The sequence below is a fragment of the Streptomyces sp. SID4985 genome (genome assembly GCF_009863025.1).
Taxonomy (GTDB): domain Bacteria; phylum Actinomycetota; class Actinomycetes; order Streptomycetales; family Streptomycetaceae; genus Streptomyces.
In genome coordinates, this window is sequence record NZ_WWIR01000518.1 from 1 (window position 1) to 15,403 (window position 15,403).

The 15,403-nt window shown below is 72.8% G+C and carries 16 protein-coding genes; 6 read left to right on the plus strand and 10 right to left on the minus strand.

The window, feature by feature from the left end:
- Positions 1-237 precede the first annotated feature (237 nt).
- Positions 238-1,416, plus strand: a complete 1,179-nt coding sequence (locus GTW40_RS22500) for a class I SAM-dependent methyltransferase (RefSeq protein WP_161181998.1) — start codon at positions 238-240, stop codon at positions 1,414-1,416.
- Positions 1,417-1,426: 10 nt separating this feature from the next.
- Here the strand turns inward: GTW40_RS22500 and GTW40_RS22505 are convergent, their stop codons facing one another.
- Entirely contained in the window at positions 1,427-2,065 is a 639-nt protein-coding gene (locus GTW40_RS22505; protein WP_202486274.1) for a Uma2 family endonuclease, read from the minus strand.
- A 123-nt stretch (positions 2,066-2,188) separates the two neighbouring features.
- Complete coding sequence (locus GTW40_RS22510) at positions 2,189-3,217, minus strand: LacI family DNA-binding transcriptional regulator (RefSeq protein WP_161181999.1); 1,029 nt, start codon at positions 3,215-3,217, stop codon at positions 2,189-2,191.
- Positions 3,218-3,357: 140 nt separating this feature from the next.
- Between GTW40_RS22510 and GTW40_RS22515 the strand changes: the two genes are divergently transcribed.
- From GTW40_RS22515 to GTW40_RS22530, 4 genes are read left to right on the plus strand one after another with little or no spacing between them, the layout of a single operon-like run.
- Positions 3,358-4,659 (plus strand): extracellular solute-binding protein, encoded by a 1,302-nt coding sequence (locus tag GTW40_RS22515; RefSeq protein WP_161182000.1) that lies wholly within the window; start codon positions 3,358-3,360, stop codon positions 4,657-4,659.
- On the plus strand, positions 4,656-5,531 hold the full coding sequence (locus tag GTW40_RS22520; protein WP_161182001.1) for a sugar ABC transporter permease: 876 nt from the start codon (positions 4,656-4,658) through the stop codon (positions 5,529-5,531). The genes GTW40_RS22515 and GTW40_RS22520 overlap by 4 nt, the downstream gene beginning before the upstream one ends.
- 31 nt (positions 5,532-5,562) lie before the next feature.
- Entirely contained in the window at positions 5,563-6,426 is an 864-nt protein-coding gene (locus GTW40_RS22525) for a carbohydrate ABC transporter permease (protein ID WP_161182011.1), read from the plus strand.
- A 50-nt stretch (positions 6,427-6,476) separates the two neighbouring features.
- Positions 6,477-8,792, plus strand: a complete 2,316-nt coding sequence (locus tag GTW40_RS22530; protein WP_161182002.1) for a glycoside hydrolase family 3 N-terminal domain-containing protein — start codon at positions 6,477-6,479, stop codon at positions 8,790-8,792.
- A 221-nt stretch (positions 8,793-9,013) separates the two neighbouring features.
- Here GTW40_RS22530 and GTW40_RS22535 read toward each other — a convergent pair whose 3' ends face one another.
- The 4 genes from GTW40_RS22535 to tsaB are packed head-to-tail and all read right to left on the minus strand — an operon-like array spanning position 9,014 to position 11,532.
- Entirely contained in the window at positions 9,014-9,268 is a 255-nt protein-coding gene (locus GTW40_RS22535; protein ID WP_161182003.1) for a hypothetical protein, read from the minus strand.
- Positions 9,265-10,368, minus strand: a complete 1,104-nt coding sequence (tsaD, locus tag GTW40_RS22540) for a tRNA (adenosine(37)-N6)-threonylcarbamoyltransferase complex transferase subunit TsaD (protein WP_161182004.1) — start codon at positions 10,366-10,368, stop codon at positions 9,265-9,267. Before tsaD ends, GTW40_RS22535 begins: the two co-directional genes overlap by 4 nt.
- A complete protein-coding gene (gene rimI / locus GTW40_RS22545; RefSeq protein ID WP_161182012.1) occupies positions 10,361-10,858 on the minus strand; it encodes a ribosomal protein S18-alanine N-acetyltransferase in 498 nt (165 codons plus the stop codon). The genes tsaD and rimI overlap by 8 nt, the downstream gene beginning before the upstream one ends.
- Before the next feature lie 17 nt (positions 10,859-10,875).
- A complete protein-coding gene (gene tsaB, locus GTW40_RS22550; RefSeq protein WP_161182005.1) occupies positions 10,876-11,532 on the minus strand; it encodes a tRNA (adenosine(37)-N6)-threonylcarbamoyltransferase complex dimerization subunit type 1 TsaB in 657 nt (218 codons plus the stop codon).
- 114 nt (positions 11,533-11,646) lie between these two features.
- Between tsaB and GTW40_RS22555 the strand changes: the two genes are divergently transcribed.
- Positions 11,647-12,207, plus strand: coding sequence for a hypothetical protein (locus GTW40_RS22555; protein WP_161182006.1), 561 nt, complete (start codon positions 11,647-11,649; stop codon positions 12,205-12,207).
- A gap of 19 nt (positions 12,208-12,226) precedes the next feature.
- Here GTW40_RS22555 and GTW40_RS32765 read toward each other — a convergent pair whose 3' ends face one another.
- The 4 genes from GTW40_RS32765 to alr all read right to left on the minus strand — a co-directional run.
- On the minus strand, positions 12,227-12,400 hold the full coding sequence (locus tag GTW40_RS32765; protein WP_202486276.1) for a hypothetical protein: 174 nt from the start codon (positions 12,398-12,400) through the stop codon (positions 12,227-12,229).
- Positions 12,401-12,556: 156 nt separating this feature from the next.
- Positions 12,557-13,069: a tRNA (adenosine(37)-N6)-threonylcarbamoyltransferase complex ATPase subunit type 1 TsaE gene (tsaE, locus tag GTW40_RS22560; RefSeq protein WP_161182007.1), complete on the minus strand. Its 513-nt coding sequence runs from the start codon at positions 13,067-13,069 to the stop codon at positions 12,557-12,559.
- Positions 13,035-14,288 (minus strand): alpha/beta hydrolase, encoded by a 1,254-nt coding sequence (locus tag GTW40_RS22565; RefSeq protein WP_161182008.1) that lies wholly within the window; start codon positions 14,286-14,288, stop codon positions 13,035-13,037. The genes tsaE and GTW40_RS22565 overlap by 35 nt, the downstream gene beginning before the upstream one ends.
- A 121-nt stretch (positions 14,289-14,409) precedes the next feature.
- Positions 14,410-15,403: alanine racemase (alr, locus tag GTW40_RS22570; RefSeq protein WP_161182009.1), on the minus strand; the 994-nt coding region annotated here is incomplete at its 5' end.

A 15,403-nucleotide genomic window follows, 5' to 3' on the forward strand; every position in this document is an offset into this window, starting at 1 on the left:
GGCGGGGGCCTTGTGCGGGGCGGCGTTGTCGCCGGGGCCCGCGCAGCCGGTGAGGACGGCGGCGGCGGTCAGTGCGGCGACGCCGCAGCGCAGGGCGGTCGAGCGCAACCGCGCCCGAATTTTATCGTTTTGTACGACGGCTCGCATGGTGCCGGATCCTGGCAGGCCGGAGCCCCGTGACCGGCCCGACACCGCCGCCGGAGGCGTACGGTCCACCGACTGGCCCACAATGAGCCGGTGAACGACCAGCTCTCCTCCTTCCACGCCCTTCGCACCGACGAGGGCCGGGCCCTGCTCGACGAGGTGCGCGGCACCGCCCCGGCCGACGAACTCGCCGTCGCGACCCGGCTGCGCCGCACCCACCCCGTCGAACTGGTGTCGGCCGCGCTGGGGCAGGCCCGGCTGCGGCAGCGGGCGGCGGCCAAGTTCGGGGCCGGGGACGCGGAGCGGATGTTCTTCACCCCGAACGGGGTCGAGCAGTCGACCCGGACCAGCGTGGCGGCGTACCGCGCGGAGCGGATGCGGGCGCTCGGGGTGACCTCGGTGGCCGACCTGTGCTGCGGGATCGGCGGCGACGCGATCGCGCTGGCCCGCGCGGGCATCCGGGTCCTGGCCGTGGACCGCGACCCGCTGACGGCGGCGGTGGCGCGGGCGAACGCGGAGGCGCTGGGCCTGGACGACCTGATCGAGGTGCGCGAGGCGGACGTCACCGAGGTGGACACGGCCGGGTACGACGCGGTGTTCGTGGACCCGGCGCGGCGCGGCGGCCGGGGCCGCATCTTCGACCCCGAGGCGTACTCCCCGCCCCTGTCCTGGGCGGTCACGGCGGCCCGTACGGCCCCGCGCGCCGCGCTGAAGATCGCCCCCGGCATCCCGCACGAGGCGGTGCCCGCCGAGGCCGAGGCCGAGTGGATCTCGGACGCCGGGGACGTGAAGGAGGCCGTGCTGTGGTTCGGCACCGGCACCCCGGGCGGCGTCCGCGCCACCCTGCTCCCGGGCCCCCGCACCCTGCTCGGCCGCGGCCTGCCCGACCCGGCGGTCCGCCCGGTCGGCCGCTACCTCTACGAGCCCGACGGCGCCGTCATCCGCGCCCACCTCGTCGCCGAGGTCGCCGAGGACCTGTCCGGCGGCCTCCTGGACGAGACCATCGCCTACATCACCGCCCACACCCTGCGCCCCACCCCGTACGCCACCGCCTACGAGATCACCGACCAACTCCCCTTCAACCTCAAGAAGTTGAAAGCCTTCCTCCGCGAACGCCAGGTCGGCACCCTCACCGTCAAGAAGCGCGGCTCAGCGGTCGAACCGGAGGAACTCCGCCGCAAGGTGAAGCCGCAGGGGCCCAACTCCGCGACCGTGTTTCTCACGCGGGTGGCGGGGGCGCCGACGATGCTGATCGGGCATCCGGCGGCGTAGGGGCGCCCGCTCAGGCTGCGACGATCGACTTGCCCACGGCGAAGCCCTTCGCCGGGCCCTCCGGGATCACCGCGTCCGTCCCGTACGGAACCCGGTGCTCGTCGGCGTACTTGCCCTTCTTCGCGTCGGGGGACGTCAGCACCAGCACGGCCCCCTCGTCGTCGTAGTCGTCGACGATCACGTAGACCGGAATGCCGGCCCGGGCGTATTCGCGGTGCTTGCGGGCGCGGTCGCGCTGGAGGTTGCGGTGGCCCGGGGATGTCACCTCGATGACCACCTTGACACCGGCGGCGTCGACACCGAGACCCTCCTCGTCGGGAATGTCGTCGAGGTCGACGGGGGCGACAAAGAGGTCCGGGATCCAGACCTTCTGCCGATGGATCACATTGCCGTCGTTATGGGCTGCATAGCCACTGCCTGCCAGATGAGCGTCCAGCGCTCGACGGAGACGGCCGATGAGCACGGTATGACGACGGCGACCGGTAGGCGACACCTCGATGGCCCCCTCGATGATCTCGGCGCGGTAGCCCTCGGGGAGATCCATGGCCTTCCACGCCTGCCACAGGACCTCGTCCAGGTCGGAAACCGGCTCGGGAACCGGCTGATCCGTCACCACCGGGGCCACCACCTCTTCTGCGAGAGCGGTCATCGTGAAGCACCTCCTCCTTCAAGTGTGGGCATGTGCGCCGCTGCGGCACAAGCGACAAGGAAACGCTAGGGAAGCCCCTGCACCTGACGCTCCGTAACCTCTGCCGATCATCCAAACGGGTGATCACGCCGACGGCGCCCCCGTGCTAGACCGCACCACCAGGCTCGTCGCCAGTTCCACGCGGGTGGAGGCGGAGGCGGAGTCCGGGCGGCCGAGGTCGAGGACCAGGCGGGCGGCGGCCTCGGCCATTTCGGTCAGGGGCTGGCGGACGGTGGTCAGTGGGGGGCCTACCCAGCGGGCGACGGGGAGGTCGTCGAAGCCGACGACGCTGACGTCCTCGGGGACGCGGAGGCCGAGTTCGCGGGCGGCTTCGTAGAGGCCGAGGGCCTGGAGGTCGTTGCCCGCGAAGACGGCGGTGGGGCGGTCGGGGGCGCGCAGGAGTTCCAGGCCGAGGCGGCGGCCGGAGTCGTGGTGGAAGTCGCCCGCCTTGATGAGGGTCGGGTCGACGGGCAGACCTGCCGTCTCCAGCGCGGCCCGGTAGCCGTCGAGGCGGGCGCGGCTGCACATCATGCGGGAGGGGCCGCTGATCGCGCCGATCCGGGTGTGGCCGAGGTCGATGAGGTGCCGGGTCGCGGCGAGGCCGCCCTGCCAGTTGGTGGCGCCGATGGAGGGCACGTCGGCCCCCGGGTCGCCCGCCGGGTCGAGGACCACGAAGGGGATGCGGCGGCTGGTCAGCAGGGCGCGCTGGGCGTCGTCGAGATCCGACAGGACCAGGATCACGCCGTGCGGGCGGCGGCCCGCGACCTGGTCGGCCCAGGTGCGGCCGGGGGTGAGCCGTCCGGCGCTCTCGGAGAGCACCACGCTCAGGCCCGCCTCCCGGGCCACGTTCTCCACGCCCCGGATGACCTCCATCGCCCAGGCGCTCTCCAGCTCGTGGAAGACCAGGTCGATCAGCGGAGAGCGGGTGGCCTCGGCCCGTCTGCGGCGGTAGCCGTGGGCGCGCAGCAGCTCCTCGACCCGGGCGCGGGTGGCGGCGGCGACGTCGGCCCGCCCGTTGAGCACCTTCGAAACAGTCGGAGCCGACACCCCGGCCTCCCGGGCGATCTCGGCGAGCGTGGCGCTCTGCGCCGTTCCGTTCTTCGTCGGCTTCATGGCCGCGATCGTATCTCTGCGCGACCTCTTGACGGGCTCCCTCGGGCGTCTTACGTTCCCGGAACATTCGAGTTGACTTTCGAAACATTCGAAGAGATTCGCGGAACCGTCCGCGAACGATCCGTGAGGGGTGCCCGTCCATGGAGACCTACAGCAGGCGCTGGATCCTCGGTGCCGGTGCCACCACCCTCGCCGCCGGGCTCACCGCCTGCGGTTCCGGCGGCGGCTCCGGCGCGGACGGCACGCTCACGGCGTTCGTGTACGGCGACGACGCGGCGAAGGTGCAGGCCGCGGCGGTGTCGCGGTTCAACGCCTCGGCCGCGGCCCGCACGACCAAGGGCAGAGTCCGGCTGGAGAAGGTGCCCGGCGCGGAGTACCCCGCCAAGCTGCGCACCGCGATGGGCTCGCCCAACGCCCCCGACGTGTTCTTCAACTGGGGCGGCGGCTCCATCAAGGCCTACGAGGAGGCCCACCAGCTCCTCGACCTCACCGGCACCATCGCCTCCGACCCGGTCCTCAAGAACGGCTTCCTGCCCTCCGTCCTCGCCGCGGGCGCGCTCGGCGGGCGCGAGTACGGCATCCCCATGCGCGGCATGCAGCCGGTGATCCTCTTCTACAACAAGCGTCTGTTCACCGAGCACGGCCTGAAGGCGCCCGCCACCTGGGACCAACTCCTGGACACCAACGCGAAGTTGAAGAAGGCCGGGATCACCCCCTTCGCCCTGGGCGGCGCCGACGTCTGGCCCGAACTCATGTGGCTGGAGTACCTGGTTGACCGGATCGGCGGCCCCGAGGTCTTCGACCGGATCAAGAACGGCGACTCGGCCGCCTGGGGCGACCCCGCCGTCCTCAAGGCCGCCCGGACCGTGCGCGAACTCATCGACGACGGCGCCTTCGGCAAGGGCTTCAGCTCGGTCGCCTACACCAACGGCGGTGCGCCCGCCGCCTTCGCCAAGGGCAAGGCCGCCATGCATCTGATGGGGTCGTGGGAGTACTCCACCCAGCTCGGCAAGTTCCCCGACTTCGCCAGGAAGGACCTCGGCTGGTGCCCCTTCCCGGAGTTCGAGGGCGGCGCGGGCGACATCCGCAACGTGGTCGGCAACCCCACCAACTACTGGTCGGTGAACGCCCGTACGAGCAACAAGGACGCGGCCCTCGCCTTCCTCCGCGACTGCGCCTCCGAGCGCTACGCCAAGGACCTGATCGCCAACGGAGACATCCCGGCCACCTCCAACGCGGCCGGTCTCCTCGACGCCTCCCCCAACCCGGAGTTCGCCCGCTTCCAGTACCAACTAGTGCAGAACGCACCCGCGTTCACGCTCAGCTGGGACCAGGCGGTCGACCCGAACGCTTCCACCCCGATGCTCACCGAGGTCAACAAGCTGTTCGTCGGCAAGTCGTCGCCGGAGCGGTTCGTGTCGGCGCTCAAGGAGTTGAAGTGAGCGGCAAGACCAGCGGGTTGGCCGCGCGAGCCGGGCGCCCCCACCCCTCCTGGGCGCTGCCCGCCGTGCTCTTCTTCGGCTTCTTCGCCCTCCTGCCCATGGTCCTCGCGTTCTGCCTGTCCTTCACCACCTGGAACGGCCTGGGCGACCCTCGCCCGGCGGGCCTGACCAACTGGCGCAAGCTGGTGACGGACGACCGACTCACCCAGTCCCTGACCGTCACCGTCCTTCTCACGCTGGCGAGTTGGGCGTTCCAGACGGTCGTGTCCCTGTTGCTCGGCGTCTGGGCGGCCGGACGGCAGCGCAACCGGGCGATCCTGTCGGCCGTCTTCTTCGTGCCGTTCCTGCTGTCCTCGACGGCGATCTCGCTGCTCTTCTACGCCCTGCTCGACCCCAACTTCGGCATCGTGCGCGGCGACACGCTCGGCACGACCTCCGGCGCGTTCCTCGCGCTCGTCTTCGTCGGCGGCTGGCAGTTCATCCCCTTCCACACGATGATCTACCAGGGCGGTGCACGGCAGATCCCCGACGTGCTCTACCAGGCGGCCGCGATCGACGGCGCCGGACGCCTGCGCCGGTTCGTCTCCATCACCCTGCCCCAGCTGCGCAACACGGCGACGACCTCGGGCGTGCTGATGATCGTCGGCTCGCTGACCTACTTCGAGACCGTCCTGATCCTCACCCAGGGCGGCCCCGGCACGGACACCGCGATCCTGCCGTACCTGATGTACGAAGCGGGCTTCAAGAGCTACGACTTCGGCTACGCCAGCGCCGTCGCGACCTTCCTCGTCGTGGCCGCCACCGCGCTCTCCCTGCTGCTGATCCGACTGTCCGGCTTCGGCGCCATGCGCAGCACCCGCGAAGGAATGTGACGCCGTGGCCCCCGACACCCTCTCCCCTCCGGTGAAGCCCCCCGCGCCCCCGAAGCCCCTACCCCCGCGCCGCCGTTGGACCCGGCGCGCCGACCCGCTCGCCGGTCTCGGCTCGGTGATCTGGCTGGCCGTCGTCATCGTCCCGGTCTACGCGATGATCTCGCTCTCCCTGACCGGCCAGGACGAGGCCCTGGGCCACAACGCCCTGCGCCCACCGCGCCACCCCACCCTCGCCAACTACGACACCGTCCTGCACAGCGGCTTCGGCCACTTCCTCGCCAACACCGCGCTGGTGGCGGCCGCCGTCGTGGGCATCGTCCTGGTCCTGTGCGTGCCACTGGCGTACGTGGCCGTACGCACCCGCGGCTTCTGGTCCGGCGCCGCCTTCCGGCTGTTCCTGCTCGGCGTGGCCATCCCCGCGCAGGCCGTGGTGGTCCCGCTCTATCTGATGATCGCCAAGCTGAACCTGTACGACAGCCTGCTCGCCGTCGTGCTGCCCACGGCCGCCTTCGCCATGCCGGTCTCGGTCTTGATCCTCACCGGCACCCTGCGGGACATCTCCGAGGAGCTGTACGAGGCCATGGCCCTGGACGGCGCCTCCCCGGCGCGGATGCTCTTCCAGCTGGTCATCCCCCTCGCCAGGGGAGGCATCGGCACCGTCGTCGTCTACGCGGCGCTCCAGGCCTGGAACGGCTTCCTCTTCCCCCTGATCTTCACCCAGTCCGACGGCCCCCGCGTCCTCACCCTGGGCCTGTTCACCTACGTCAGCCAGTTCGGCGTGAACATCCCCGCGCTGCTCGCCTCGGTCGTCCTCTCCGGCATCCCCGTGTTCGCCGTCTACCTGGTGGCCCGGCGCGCCCTGGTCGGCGGCCTGATGGGCGTGGGCGGCAAGTGATCCCGGCCGTCCCGCATCCCCCCTCGTACGACACCCCCGACAGGAGCTCCATGACCACCACCCCCTGGCGCGACCCCGCCCTGCCCGCCGCCGACCGCGTCGCCGACCTGCTGTCCCGGATGACCCTGGAGGAGAAGACGGCCCAGCTGTACGGCGTGTGGGTGGGCGCGGACGCGGAGGGTGGTGAAGTCGCCCCGCTCCAGGGCGAGATGAGCCGGGTGGCGGACTGGGACGAGCTGATCGCGCACGGCCTCGGCCAGTTGACGCGCTCCTTCGGCACCGCCCCCGTGGACGCGGCGGCGGGTGCCCGTGCGCTCGCCGCCGCCCAGCGCCGTATCGCCACCGCGGGCCGCTTCGGCATCCCCGCGCTCGCCCACGAGGAGTGCCTGGCCGGCTTCACCGCCTGGGGCGCGACCGCGTACCCGGTCCCGCCCGCCTGGGGCGCCTCCTTCGACCCGGAGCTGGTGGCGGAGATGGGCCGCCGCATCGGCGCCGACCTGTGCTCGGTCGGCGTCCACCAGGGTCTCGCCCCGGTCCTGGACGTGGCGCGCGATCTGCGCTGGGGCCGGGTGGAGGAGACCATCGGGGAGGACCCGTACCTGGTCGGCACGGTCGGCGCCGCCTATGTACGGGGCCTGGAGTCGGCCGGGGTGGTCGCCACCCTGAAGCACTTCGCCGGGTACGCGGGCTCGGCGGGCGCTCGCAATCTGGCACCGGTGCGGGCGGGCGTCCGCGAGCTGGCGGACGTCGTCCTGCCGCCCTTCGAGCACGCGCTGCGCGAGGGCGGCGCGCGGTCGGTGATGGCCGCCTACACCGAGACCGACGGCGTCCCGGCCTCGGCCGACCCGGAGCTGCTGACCGGGCTGCTGCGCGAGGAGTGGGGCTTCACCGGCACGGTGGTCGCCGACTACTTCGCCGTCGGCTTCCTGCGCACCCTGCACCGGGTGGCCGCCACGAAGACCCAGGCGGCCCGTCTGGCGCTGGCCGCCGGGATCGACGTCGAACTGCCCACCGTGGACTGCTACGGCACGGACCTGGTCGCGGCGGTACGGGCCGGGGACGTACCCGAGTCCCTGGTGGACCGCGCGGCCCGCCGCGTCCTGCTCCAGAAGTGCGAACTGGGGCTGCTGGACGAGGACTTCGCCCCGGAGACCGAGGCCGAGGGCCCTGTGGACCTGGACCCGCCCGGAAACCGTGCCCTCGCCCGCCGCCTGGCGGAGGAGTCGGTGATCCTGCTCGCCAACCCGGCCGGACTGCTGCCACTCTCCCCCGCCGCCCGGATCGCGGTGGTGGGCCCCCGCGCCGCCGACCCGCTCGCGATGCTCGGCTGCTACTCCTTCCCCTCCCATGTCCTCCCCCACCACCCGGACGTACCCCTCGGCATCGAGATCCCGACGGTCCTGGAGTCCCTGCGCACCGAACTCCCGGACGCGGAGGTCAAGTTCGCCGAAGGCTGCGGCGTCTCGGACCCGGACACCTCCGGGTTCGCGGAGGCCGTGGCCCTGGCAGCCGACGCCGACGTGTGCGTGGCGGTGCTCGGCGACCGGGCGGGCCTGTTCGGGCGGGGCACCTCGGGCGAGGGCTGCGATGTGGCCGACCTGGAACTCCCGGGCGTACAGGCTGGGTTGCTGGACGCGCTGGTGGCCACCGGTACCCCGGTCGTGCTGGTGCTGCTCACCGGACGCCCGTATGCGCTGGGCCGCTGGGACGGCCAACTCGGCGCGACAGTCCAGGCGTTCTTCCCCGGCGAGGAGGGCGGCACGGCGGTCGCCGGAGTGCTCTCGGGCCGGGTCAACCCCTCGGGCCGCCTCCCCCTGAGCATGCCGCGCGACCCCGGCGGCCAGCCCTGGACCTATCTCCAGCCGCCGCTCGGCCTCGCGGGCGAGGTCAGCGCCCTGGACCCGACACCCCTCTACCCCTTCGGCCACGGACTGTCGTACACCTCGTTCGCCTGGGGGGAGTTCAGCGGAACGGAGCCCGTCGAGATCGGCACGGACGGGGCCTGCGACCTCTCGCTGACCGTGCGCAACACCGGGGAGCGGGCGGGCGCGGAGGTGGTGCAGCTCTATCTGCACGACCCGGTGGCCTCGGTGACACGGCCCGATGTGCGGCTGATCGGTTACCGGCGGCTGGAGTTGGGGCCGGGCGAGGCGGCCCGCGTGAGCTTCCGCTTCCACGCCGACCTGGCGTCCTTCACCGGCCGCTCGGGCGCCCGGATCGTCGAACCGGGGGCGCTGGAGCTGCGGTTGGGCCCGTCGAGCGCCGAGGTGCGGCACACGGCACATGTGACGCTGACCGGACCGGTGCGCGTGGCGGGCCCGGAGCGCGTACTGCGCTGCGACACGGTGGTGGCCCCCGCCGGGTGAGCCGGGAAACGGCGAAGGCGCCCCGGTCGAAACCGGGGCGCCTTCTGATCTGAGCGCCGGGCAGGCCTTGCACCTGCATTTCCCCGCAGGAAGCGGGGCGTCTTTCCTTGGACCACCAACGCCTGGCGTTCTGACCGGAGTTGTTCCGGCCCGTTCGCTCTGTGATGATCATAGCCAAAGATCGCCGCCGAGCGCCAGCCCTGACCGCACCATCAGCGAAATCAGTTCCCGACCGGCTCGAAACGCCACCGATGCACGGGCCGTGACACCAACCCCGCGTCCGGATCAGGCAGTTCCGGCACGTCCGCGTCGTACGCCGCGTCCCACCAGGTGAGGACCAGCACCCGCTCCCCCGGCGCCCGGAACGTCTCCCGGCGCAGCGGCGCGGCAGGCAGCTCCTGGGCGCGGGCCCAGGCGAGCAGGTCGGCACCCCGGCCCTCGGCGGCCCGCGCCTCCCACATCAGGGTGACGCTCACGAGTACAGGTTCTCCTTGCTGACCTCGTGGACGTGGTCGTGGCTGTGCCCGTGCCCGTTGCCCGGCACATGCGGGTCGGTCACCGGCAGGGAGGAGTCGGCGGACAGGTCCCAGTCGGAGGCGGCCCGGTTGCGGGCGACCATCTCGGCGCCGAGCGCGGCGACCATCGCGCCGTTGTCCGTGCACAGCTTGGGGCGCGGCACGCGCAGCCGGATGCCGGCCGCCTCGCAGCGCTCCTGGGCGAGCGCCCGCAGCCGGGAGTTGGCCGCGACACCGCCGCCGATCATCAGATGGTCGACGCCCTCGTCCTTGCAGGCGCGCACGGCCTTGCGGGTCAGCACGTCCACCACGGCCTCCTGGAAGGAGGCGGCCACGTCACGGACGGGCACCTCCTCGCCCGCCGCGCGCTTGGCCTCGATCCAGCGGGCCACGGCGGTCTTGAGACCGGAGAAGGAGAAGTCGTAGGCGGGGTCGCGAGGGCCGCTCAGGCCGCGCGGGAAGGCGATGGCCTTCGGGTCGCCCTCGCGGGCGTAGCGGTCGATGACCGGGCCGCCGGGGAAGCCCAGGTTCAGCACGCGGGCGATCTTGTCGAAGGCCTCGCCCGCCGCGTCGTCGATGGTGGCGCCCATCGGCCGTACGTCGGAGGTGATGTCCGAGGACAGCAGCAGCGAGGAGTGGCCGCCGGAGACCAGCAGGGCCATGGTCGGCTCGGGCAGCGGACCGTGCTCCAGCTGGTCCACGCAGATGTGGGAGGCGAGGTGATTGACGCCGTAGAGGGGCTTGCCGAGGGCGTAGGCGTACGCCTTGGCGGCCGAGACGCCGACCAGGAGGGCGCCCGCGAGGCCGGGGCCCGCGGTGACGGCGATGCCGTCGAGGTCGCGGGCGCTGATGCCCGCCTCCTTCAGCGCGCGGTCGATGGTCGGGACCATCGCCTCCAGGTGGGCGCGGGAGGCGACCTCGGGGACGACACCGCCGAAGCGGGCGTGCTCGTCGACGCTGGAGGCGACGGCGTCCGCCAGCAGGGTCGTGCCGCGGACGATGCCGACGCCGGTCTCGTCGCAGGAGGTCTCGATGCCGAGGACGAGAGGTTCGTCAGCCATTGATCTCGGTTCCTTGCTCGGTTCCTTGTACGTCTTCCAGGGAGGAAGAGGGGTCGGTCAGGCGCATCACCACGGCGTCCACGTTGCCCGGCTGGTAGTAGCCGCGCCGGAAGCCGATCGGGGCGAAGCCGAAGCGCTCGTAGAGCTTCTGGGCGCGGGTGTTGTCCACCCGGCACTCCAGCATCACCTCGGCGCACTCGAAGGTGGTCGCGGCCCGCAGCAGCTCGGTCAGCAGCCGGGCGCCGAGCCCGGTGCCCTGCCGGTCGCGGGCGACGGCGATGGTCTGCACGTCGCCGAGGTCACCGGAGGCGGCGAGGCCCGCGTACCCGACGATCCGGCCGTCCGGTGCCGAGGCGACCAGATAGCGCCGGGTCGCCTCCGGGCCCCGGGAGTGGGCCAGCTCGGACCAGAACATGCCCCGCGACCAGGCGTCCTCGGGGAACAGGTCCTTCTCCAGCTCCAGGACCCGGTCGATGTCCCACCAGCGCATCTCGCGCAGCTCAGCGGTCACTTCGGGGTGACCACCTTGTAGTTCTTCGGCACCTGCGCGTCGGGACGGCGCAGATACAGCGGCCGGGGCTCCTCCAGCTCCTCGCCCGCAGCCAGCTTCTCGGCGGCCAGGGAGGCCAGCGCGGCGGCGGAGACGTGCTCCGGCTCGTGGGCCTGGGGGAAGGTGTCCGGGTAGAGCAGCGCGCCCGCGCCGACGGCGGGCAGGCCCGCGACCCGCTCCGCGATGTCGGCCGGGCGGTCCACGGCGGGGCCGGTGAGCCGGGTGCGCGAGTCGGCGTACGTCGCCCAGTAGACCTCCTTGCGCCGGGCGTCGGTGGCCACCACGAAGGGGCCCTTCTCGATGTCGGCGGCGTAGGCGAGGCCGTCCAGGGTGCACACGCCGTACACGGGGACGCCGAGCGCGAGGCCGAAGGTGTCGGCGGTCATCAGACCGACGCGCAGGCCCGTGTAGGGGCCGGGTCCGGTGCCGACGACGATGCCGGTGACGGCGTCGAGCTTGACCCCGGCGGCGGCGAGCACGCGGTCGACGGCGGGCAGCAGCAGCTCCCCGTGGCGGCGCGCGTCCACCTGACCGGACGAGGCGACGACGGCCTCGCCGTCGTGCAGCGCGACGGTGACGGCGGGGGTGGCGGTATCCAGAGCGAGCAAGAGCACGCGAACAGCCTACGGCGCCCGCGGCTCGCGCACGCCCGCCCCGGACGGACGGTCACCGGCTGCTACGGTCTGTACGAAGTACGACATATGGGCACGAGGCGAAGGCGGTCCCACGTGGCAGGCACCAGCTCGGGAATCGTGGCCGGCCTCACCGCGGCCGCCCTCGGCACCGTCGCCCTCCTCGCCTGGCAGGCGCAGGCCACCGTCCCGGCGGGCATGGGCCGCGTCAAGGCGAACGCCTCCCCCTCCCCCGCCGCCAAGGCCCCGCGCGACAGCCGCCACCCGACCGCGCTGCCGCGCGACTCCGGCAAGGGCGAACGGGTCGTGTACTCGGTGGACGACGACCGGGTCTGGCTGGTGGACGGCCACGAGCGCGTCCAGCGCACCTTCCGGGTACGCCCCGGACAGGTGGACCCGCGTCTCGGCGCCTACTGGGTGACCTCGCGCTCCAAGCAGGTCCCGGGCACCGACGGCGTACTCGTCGAGCACGTGGTCCGCTTCGCCACACGGAACGGCGTGACGATCGGCTTCAGCGCCGCGACCGACGACGATCCGGCGCAGACGGAATCCGACACCGGCTCGGTGAAGACCGGCGGCATCCGCGAGACCCGGCCGGACGGCGACGCCATGTGGCGGTTCGCGACGATCGGCGTCCCGGTGATGGTGATCCGCTGACCCCCCTGCCGTGACGCGGTTACGCCGCCTCGCGGTGGTCCGGGGTGTGTTCGGCCGGGTCCGGGGCGGGCGGCGGGGTGGAGACCGCTTTCGCCGCCGCGCACGAGGCCAGCAGGTCGCGCATCGACACCTGCGGGGTCACCGGGGCGCGTCCGGCCCGCTCGGGCCGGGCCGTGGGACGTGGAGCGGACATGACGCCTCCTGAGCTGCGGGGGCGGGTGTGGTTAGGTATGCCTAACCACGGGCTGGCTACCATGTGACCACGCCCGGTACGTCCCGCGCAATACGATCCCGACAGCATGTCGGGATATGGACACGGGCCCTCGCCCCTCCGGCACCTTCCGGCGCCTCAGCCCTCCAGCGCGCCCAGGTCGGTCTCCGCCCACCGCTTGCCGAGCCCGGTCACCGTCACGTGCCGTACCTCGTCGGTGGTGTCCCCGGTCGCGCGGTCGATCAGGACCTCCAGGCGGTCGTCGGTCAGTTCCTCGACCTTGCCCTCGCCCCACTCCACGACGATCACCGACTCGGGCAGCGACACGTCGAGGTCCAGGTCCTCCATCTCGTCGAGGCCCCCGGCGAGGCGGTAGGCGTCGACGTGGACCAGCGGCGGGCCGTCCACCAGGGAGGGGTGGACCCGCGCGATCACGAATGTCGGCGAGGTGACCGCGCCGCGCACCCCGAGCCCCTCGCCGAGCCCCCGGGTCAGCGTCGTCTTGCCCGCGCCCAGCTCCCCGCTGAGCATCACGAGATCGCCCGCGCGCAACAGCCCGGCCAGGCGGAGGCCGAGTCCGCGCATCTGCTCGGGGGAGGTGACGGTGAGCCGGATCTCAGCCGGGCTGTGCGGTGCTGCTGCCTCTTCCATAGCCAGCAACGGTAGCCCCTGCCGGTACCGCTCCCGCGCGGGTGAGCAGGTCCGCGAGCCGGTCGGTGACGACCTCCGGGTGCTCCAGCATCACCAGGTGCCCGGCGTCCGGCACGAGCACCAGCTCGCCGTCGGGGAGCAGGTCCGCTATCGCCTCGCTGTGCTCGCTCGGCGTCACCAGGTCCCGTACCCCGGCGAGCACGAGCACCGGGATGTCCCGGAAGGCGGCCAGCGCCTCGGTCTTGTCGTGGTCGGTGAAGGCCGGATAGAACTCCGCGACCACGTCGATCGGGGTGGCCTCGATCATCCGCTCCGCGAACCGCGCGACCGCCGGGTCGATGTCCCGTCCCGCGAACGAGTACCGCTTGATCACCCCGGCGAACAGCTCGGCGGTGGCCCGGCGCCCCTTCTCCACCAGCTCCGCCTGCTGCCCGAGCGCCTTCAGCACGCCCGGCAGGACGCGGCGCACCGCGTTGACCCCGGCCAGCGGGAGGCCGAAGTTGACCTCGCCGAGCCGCCCGGAGGAGGTGCCGACGAACGCGGTGGCGACGACGCGGTCCCGGATCAGCTCCGGGAACTGGGCGGCGAGCGCCATCACCGTCATGCCGCCCATGGAGTGGCCGACCAGCACGATCGGGCCCTCCGGCGCGGCGGCGTCGAGGACCGCCTTCAGATCGCGGCCGAGCTGGTCGATGGTGACCGGCACACCGTCGCGGGTCTGGGCCACGCCCCGCCCGGAGCGGCCGTGGCTGCGCTGGTCCCAGTGGACGGTGCGCACGACACCGCGCAGGGCGGCCCGCTGGAAGTGCCAGGAGTCCTGGGCGAGGCAGTAGCCGTGGCAGAAGACGACGGTCACGGGGGCGGGGGCCTTGCGGCCGAAGAGCCTGCGGCGGCGCGGGGAGACGCTCGGACCGGGGTCGGGCTCGATGTCGTCGACCTCGAAGTACAGCTCCGTGCCGTCGTCCGCCATGGCCTTGCCGGGGGTGCCGCGCAGGGTGCCGTAGGGGCCCGCCGAGTCCAGGGCGAGCTGGGCCTTGCGGCGTATCCCGCGTCCGACCGTCATGCGCTCGATGGCCACCCCGGCGGCGGCGCCCGCGGCGAGGACGCCTATCGCGGCCCCGGCGAGACCGGTCGCCCGGCGCCAGCTCCCCGCCGCCTCCCCGGCGGCGGAGACCGCGGCGACGGCCCCGGCCACGCCCTCCGCACTGCTCTCGCTCACGTACCGCTCCTCCTCGCCGTACCGCCGTGCTCAGATCTTCGCCGTACTCATGTTCGTAAAAAGCGGGGACATGACTCACTCAGGGGGCCACGGGGCTCAACTGCCCGGCCCGGCAGGGTGGTTATTCCCCTTCTTCACCGTTCAGGTGCACGCGGGGCACGCGGGCGCCGATGCGGGTGACGATCTCGTACGCGATCGTGCCGCACGCCTGTGCCCAGTCCTCGGCGGTGGGCTCGCCCGCGTCGCCGGGGCCGAACAGCACCGCGTCCGTGCCCGGCTCGGGCTCGTCGCCGCCGAGGTCGACCACGAACTGGTCCATCGCGACCCGGCCCGCGACGGTACGCCACTTGCCCTCGACCAGCACGGGCCCGGTGCCCGAGGCGTGCCGGGGGATGCCGTCCGCGTAGCCGACCGGGACGAGGCCGAGGGTCGTCTCGCCGGGCGTCGTGTAGTGGTGGCCGTAGCTGATGCCGTGGCCGCAGGGCACCCGCTTGACCAGGGCCAGCGAGGCGCGCAGCGTCATCACCGGGCGCAGTCCGAAGTCGGCCGGGGTGCCGATCTCCGGGCTCGGCGAGACGCCGTACATCGCGATGCCGGTGCGCACCAGGTCGAAGTGGGTCTCCGGAAGGGTCAGCGTGGCCGGGGAGTTGGCGATGTGCCGCACCTCGGGGCGCAGGCCCTGCTCCTCGGCGTACGCGGTCATCTCGCGGAAACGGTCGAGCTGGGCGGTGATGGACGGGTGGCCCGGCTCGTCGGCGCAGGCGAAGTGGGACCACAGTCCGGTGACCTTGATCAGCCCGGCGGACTCGGCCTTCAGCGCCTCGGCGACCAGCTCGGGCCAGTCGGCGGGCTGGCAGCCGTTGCGGCCGAGGCCGGTGTCGGCCTTGAGCTGCACACGGGCGGTACGGCCCGCCGCGCGGGCGGCCTCGGTGACCTCGCGCAGCGCCCACATGCCGCTGACGGAGACGTCGAGGTCGGCCTCGATCGCCTGGCGCCAGGGGCCGCCGGGCACCCAGAGCCAGCACATGATCCGGCCCGGCAGCCCGGCCGCGCGCAGCGCGAGGGCCTCCTCGGGCGTGGCGGTGCCCAGCCAGGTCGCCCCGGCCGCGAGGGCC

Bases quoted from the DNA above. Each gene is read 5' to 3' on its own strand.
- GTW40_RS22505 (WP_202486274.1), bottom strand. From the start codon at position 2,065: ATGACCGCTCTCGCAGAAGAGGTGGTGGCCCCGGTGGTGACGGATCAG.
- GTW40_RS22510 (WP_161181999.1), bottom strand. From the start codon at position 3,217: ATGAAGCCGACGAAGAACGGAACGGCGCAGAGCGCCACGCTCGCCGAG.
- GTW40_RS22515 (WP_161182000.1), top strand. From the start codon at position 3,358: ATGGAGACCTACAGCAGGCGCTGGATCCTCGGTGCCGGTGCCACCACC.
- GTW40_RS22530 (WP_161182002.1), top strand. From the start codon at position 6,477: ATGACCACCACCCCCTGGCGCGACCCCGCCCTGCCCGCCGCCGACCGC.
- tsaD (WP_161182004.1), bottom strand. From the start codon at position 10,368: ATGGCTGACGAACCTCTCGTCCTCGGCATCGAGACCTCCTGCGACGAG.
- rimI (WP_161182012.1), bottom strand. From the start codon at position 10,858: ATGCGCTGGTGGGACATCGACCGGGTCCTGGAGCTGGAGAAGGACCTG.
- GTW40_RS32765 (WP_202486276.1), bottom strand. From the start codon at position 12,400: ATGTCCGCTCCACGTCCCACGGCCCGGCCCGAGCGGGCCGGACGCGCC.
- tsaE (WP_161182007.1), bottom strand. From the start codon at position 13,069: ATGGAAGAGGCAGCAGCACCGCACAGCCCGGCTGAGATCCGGCTCACC.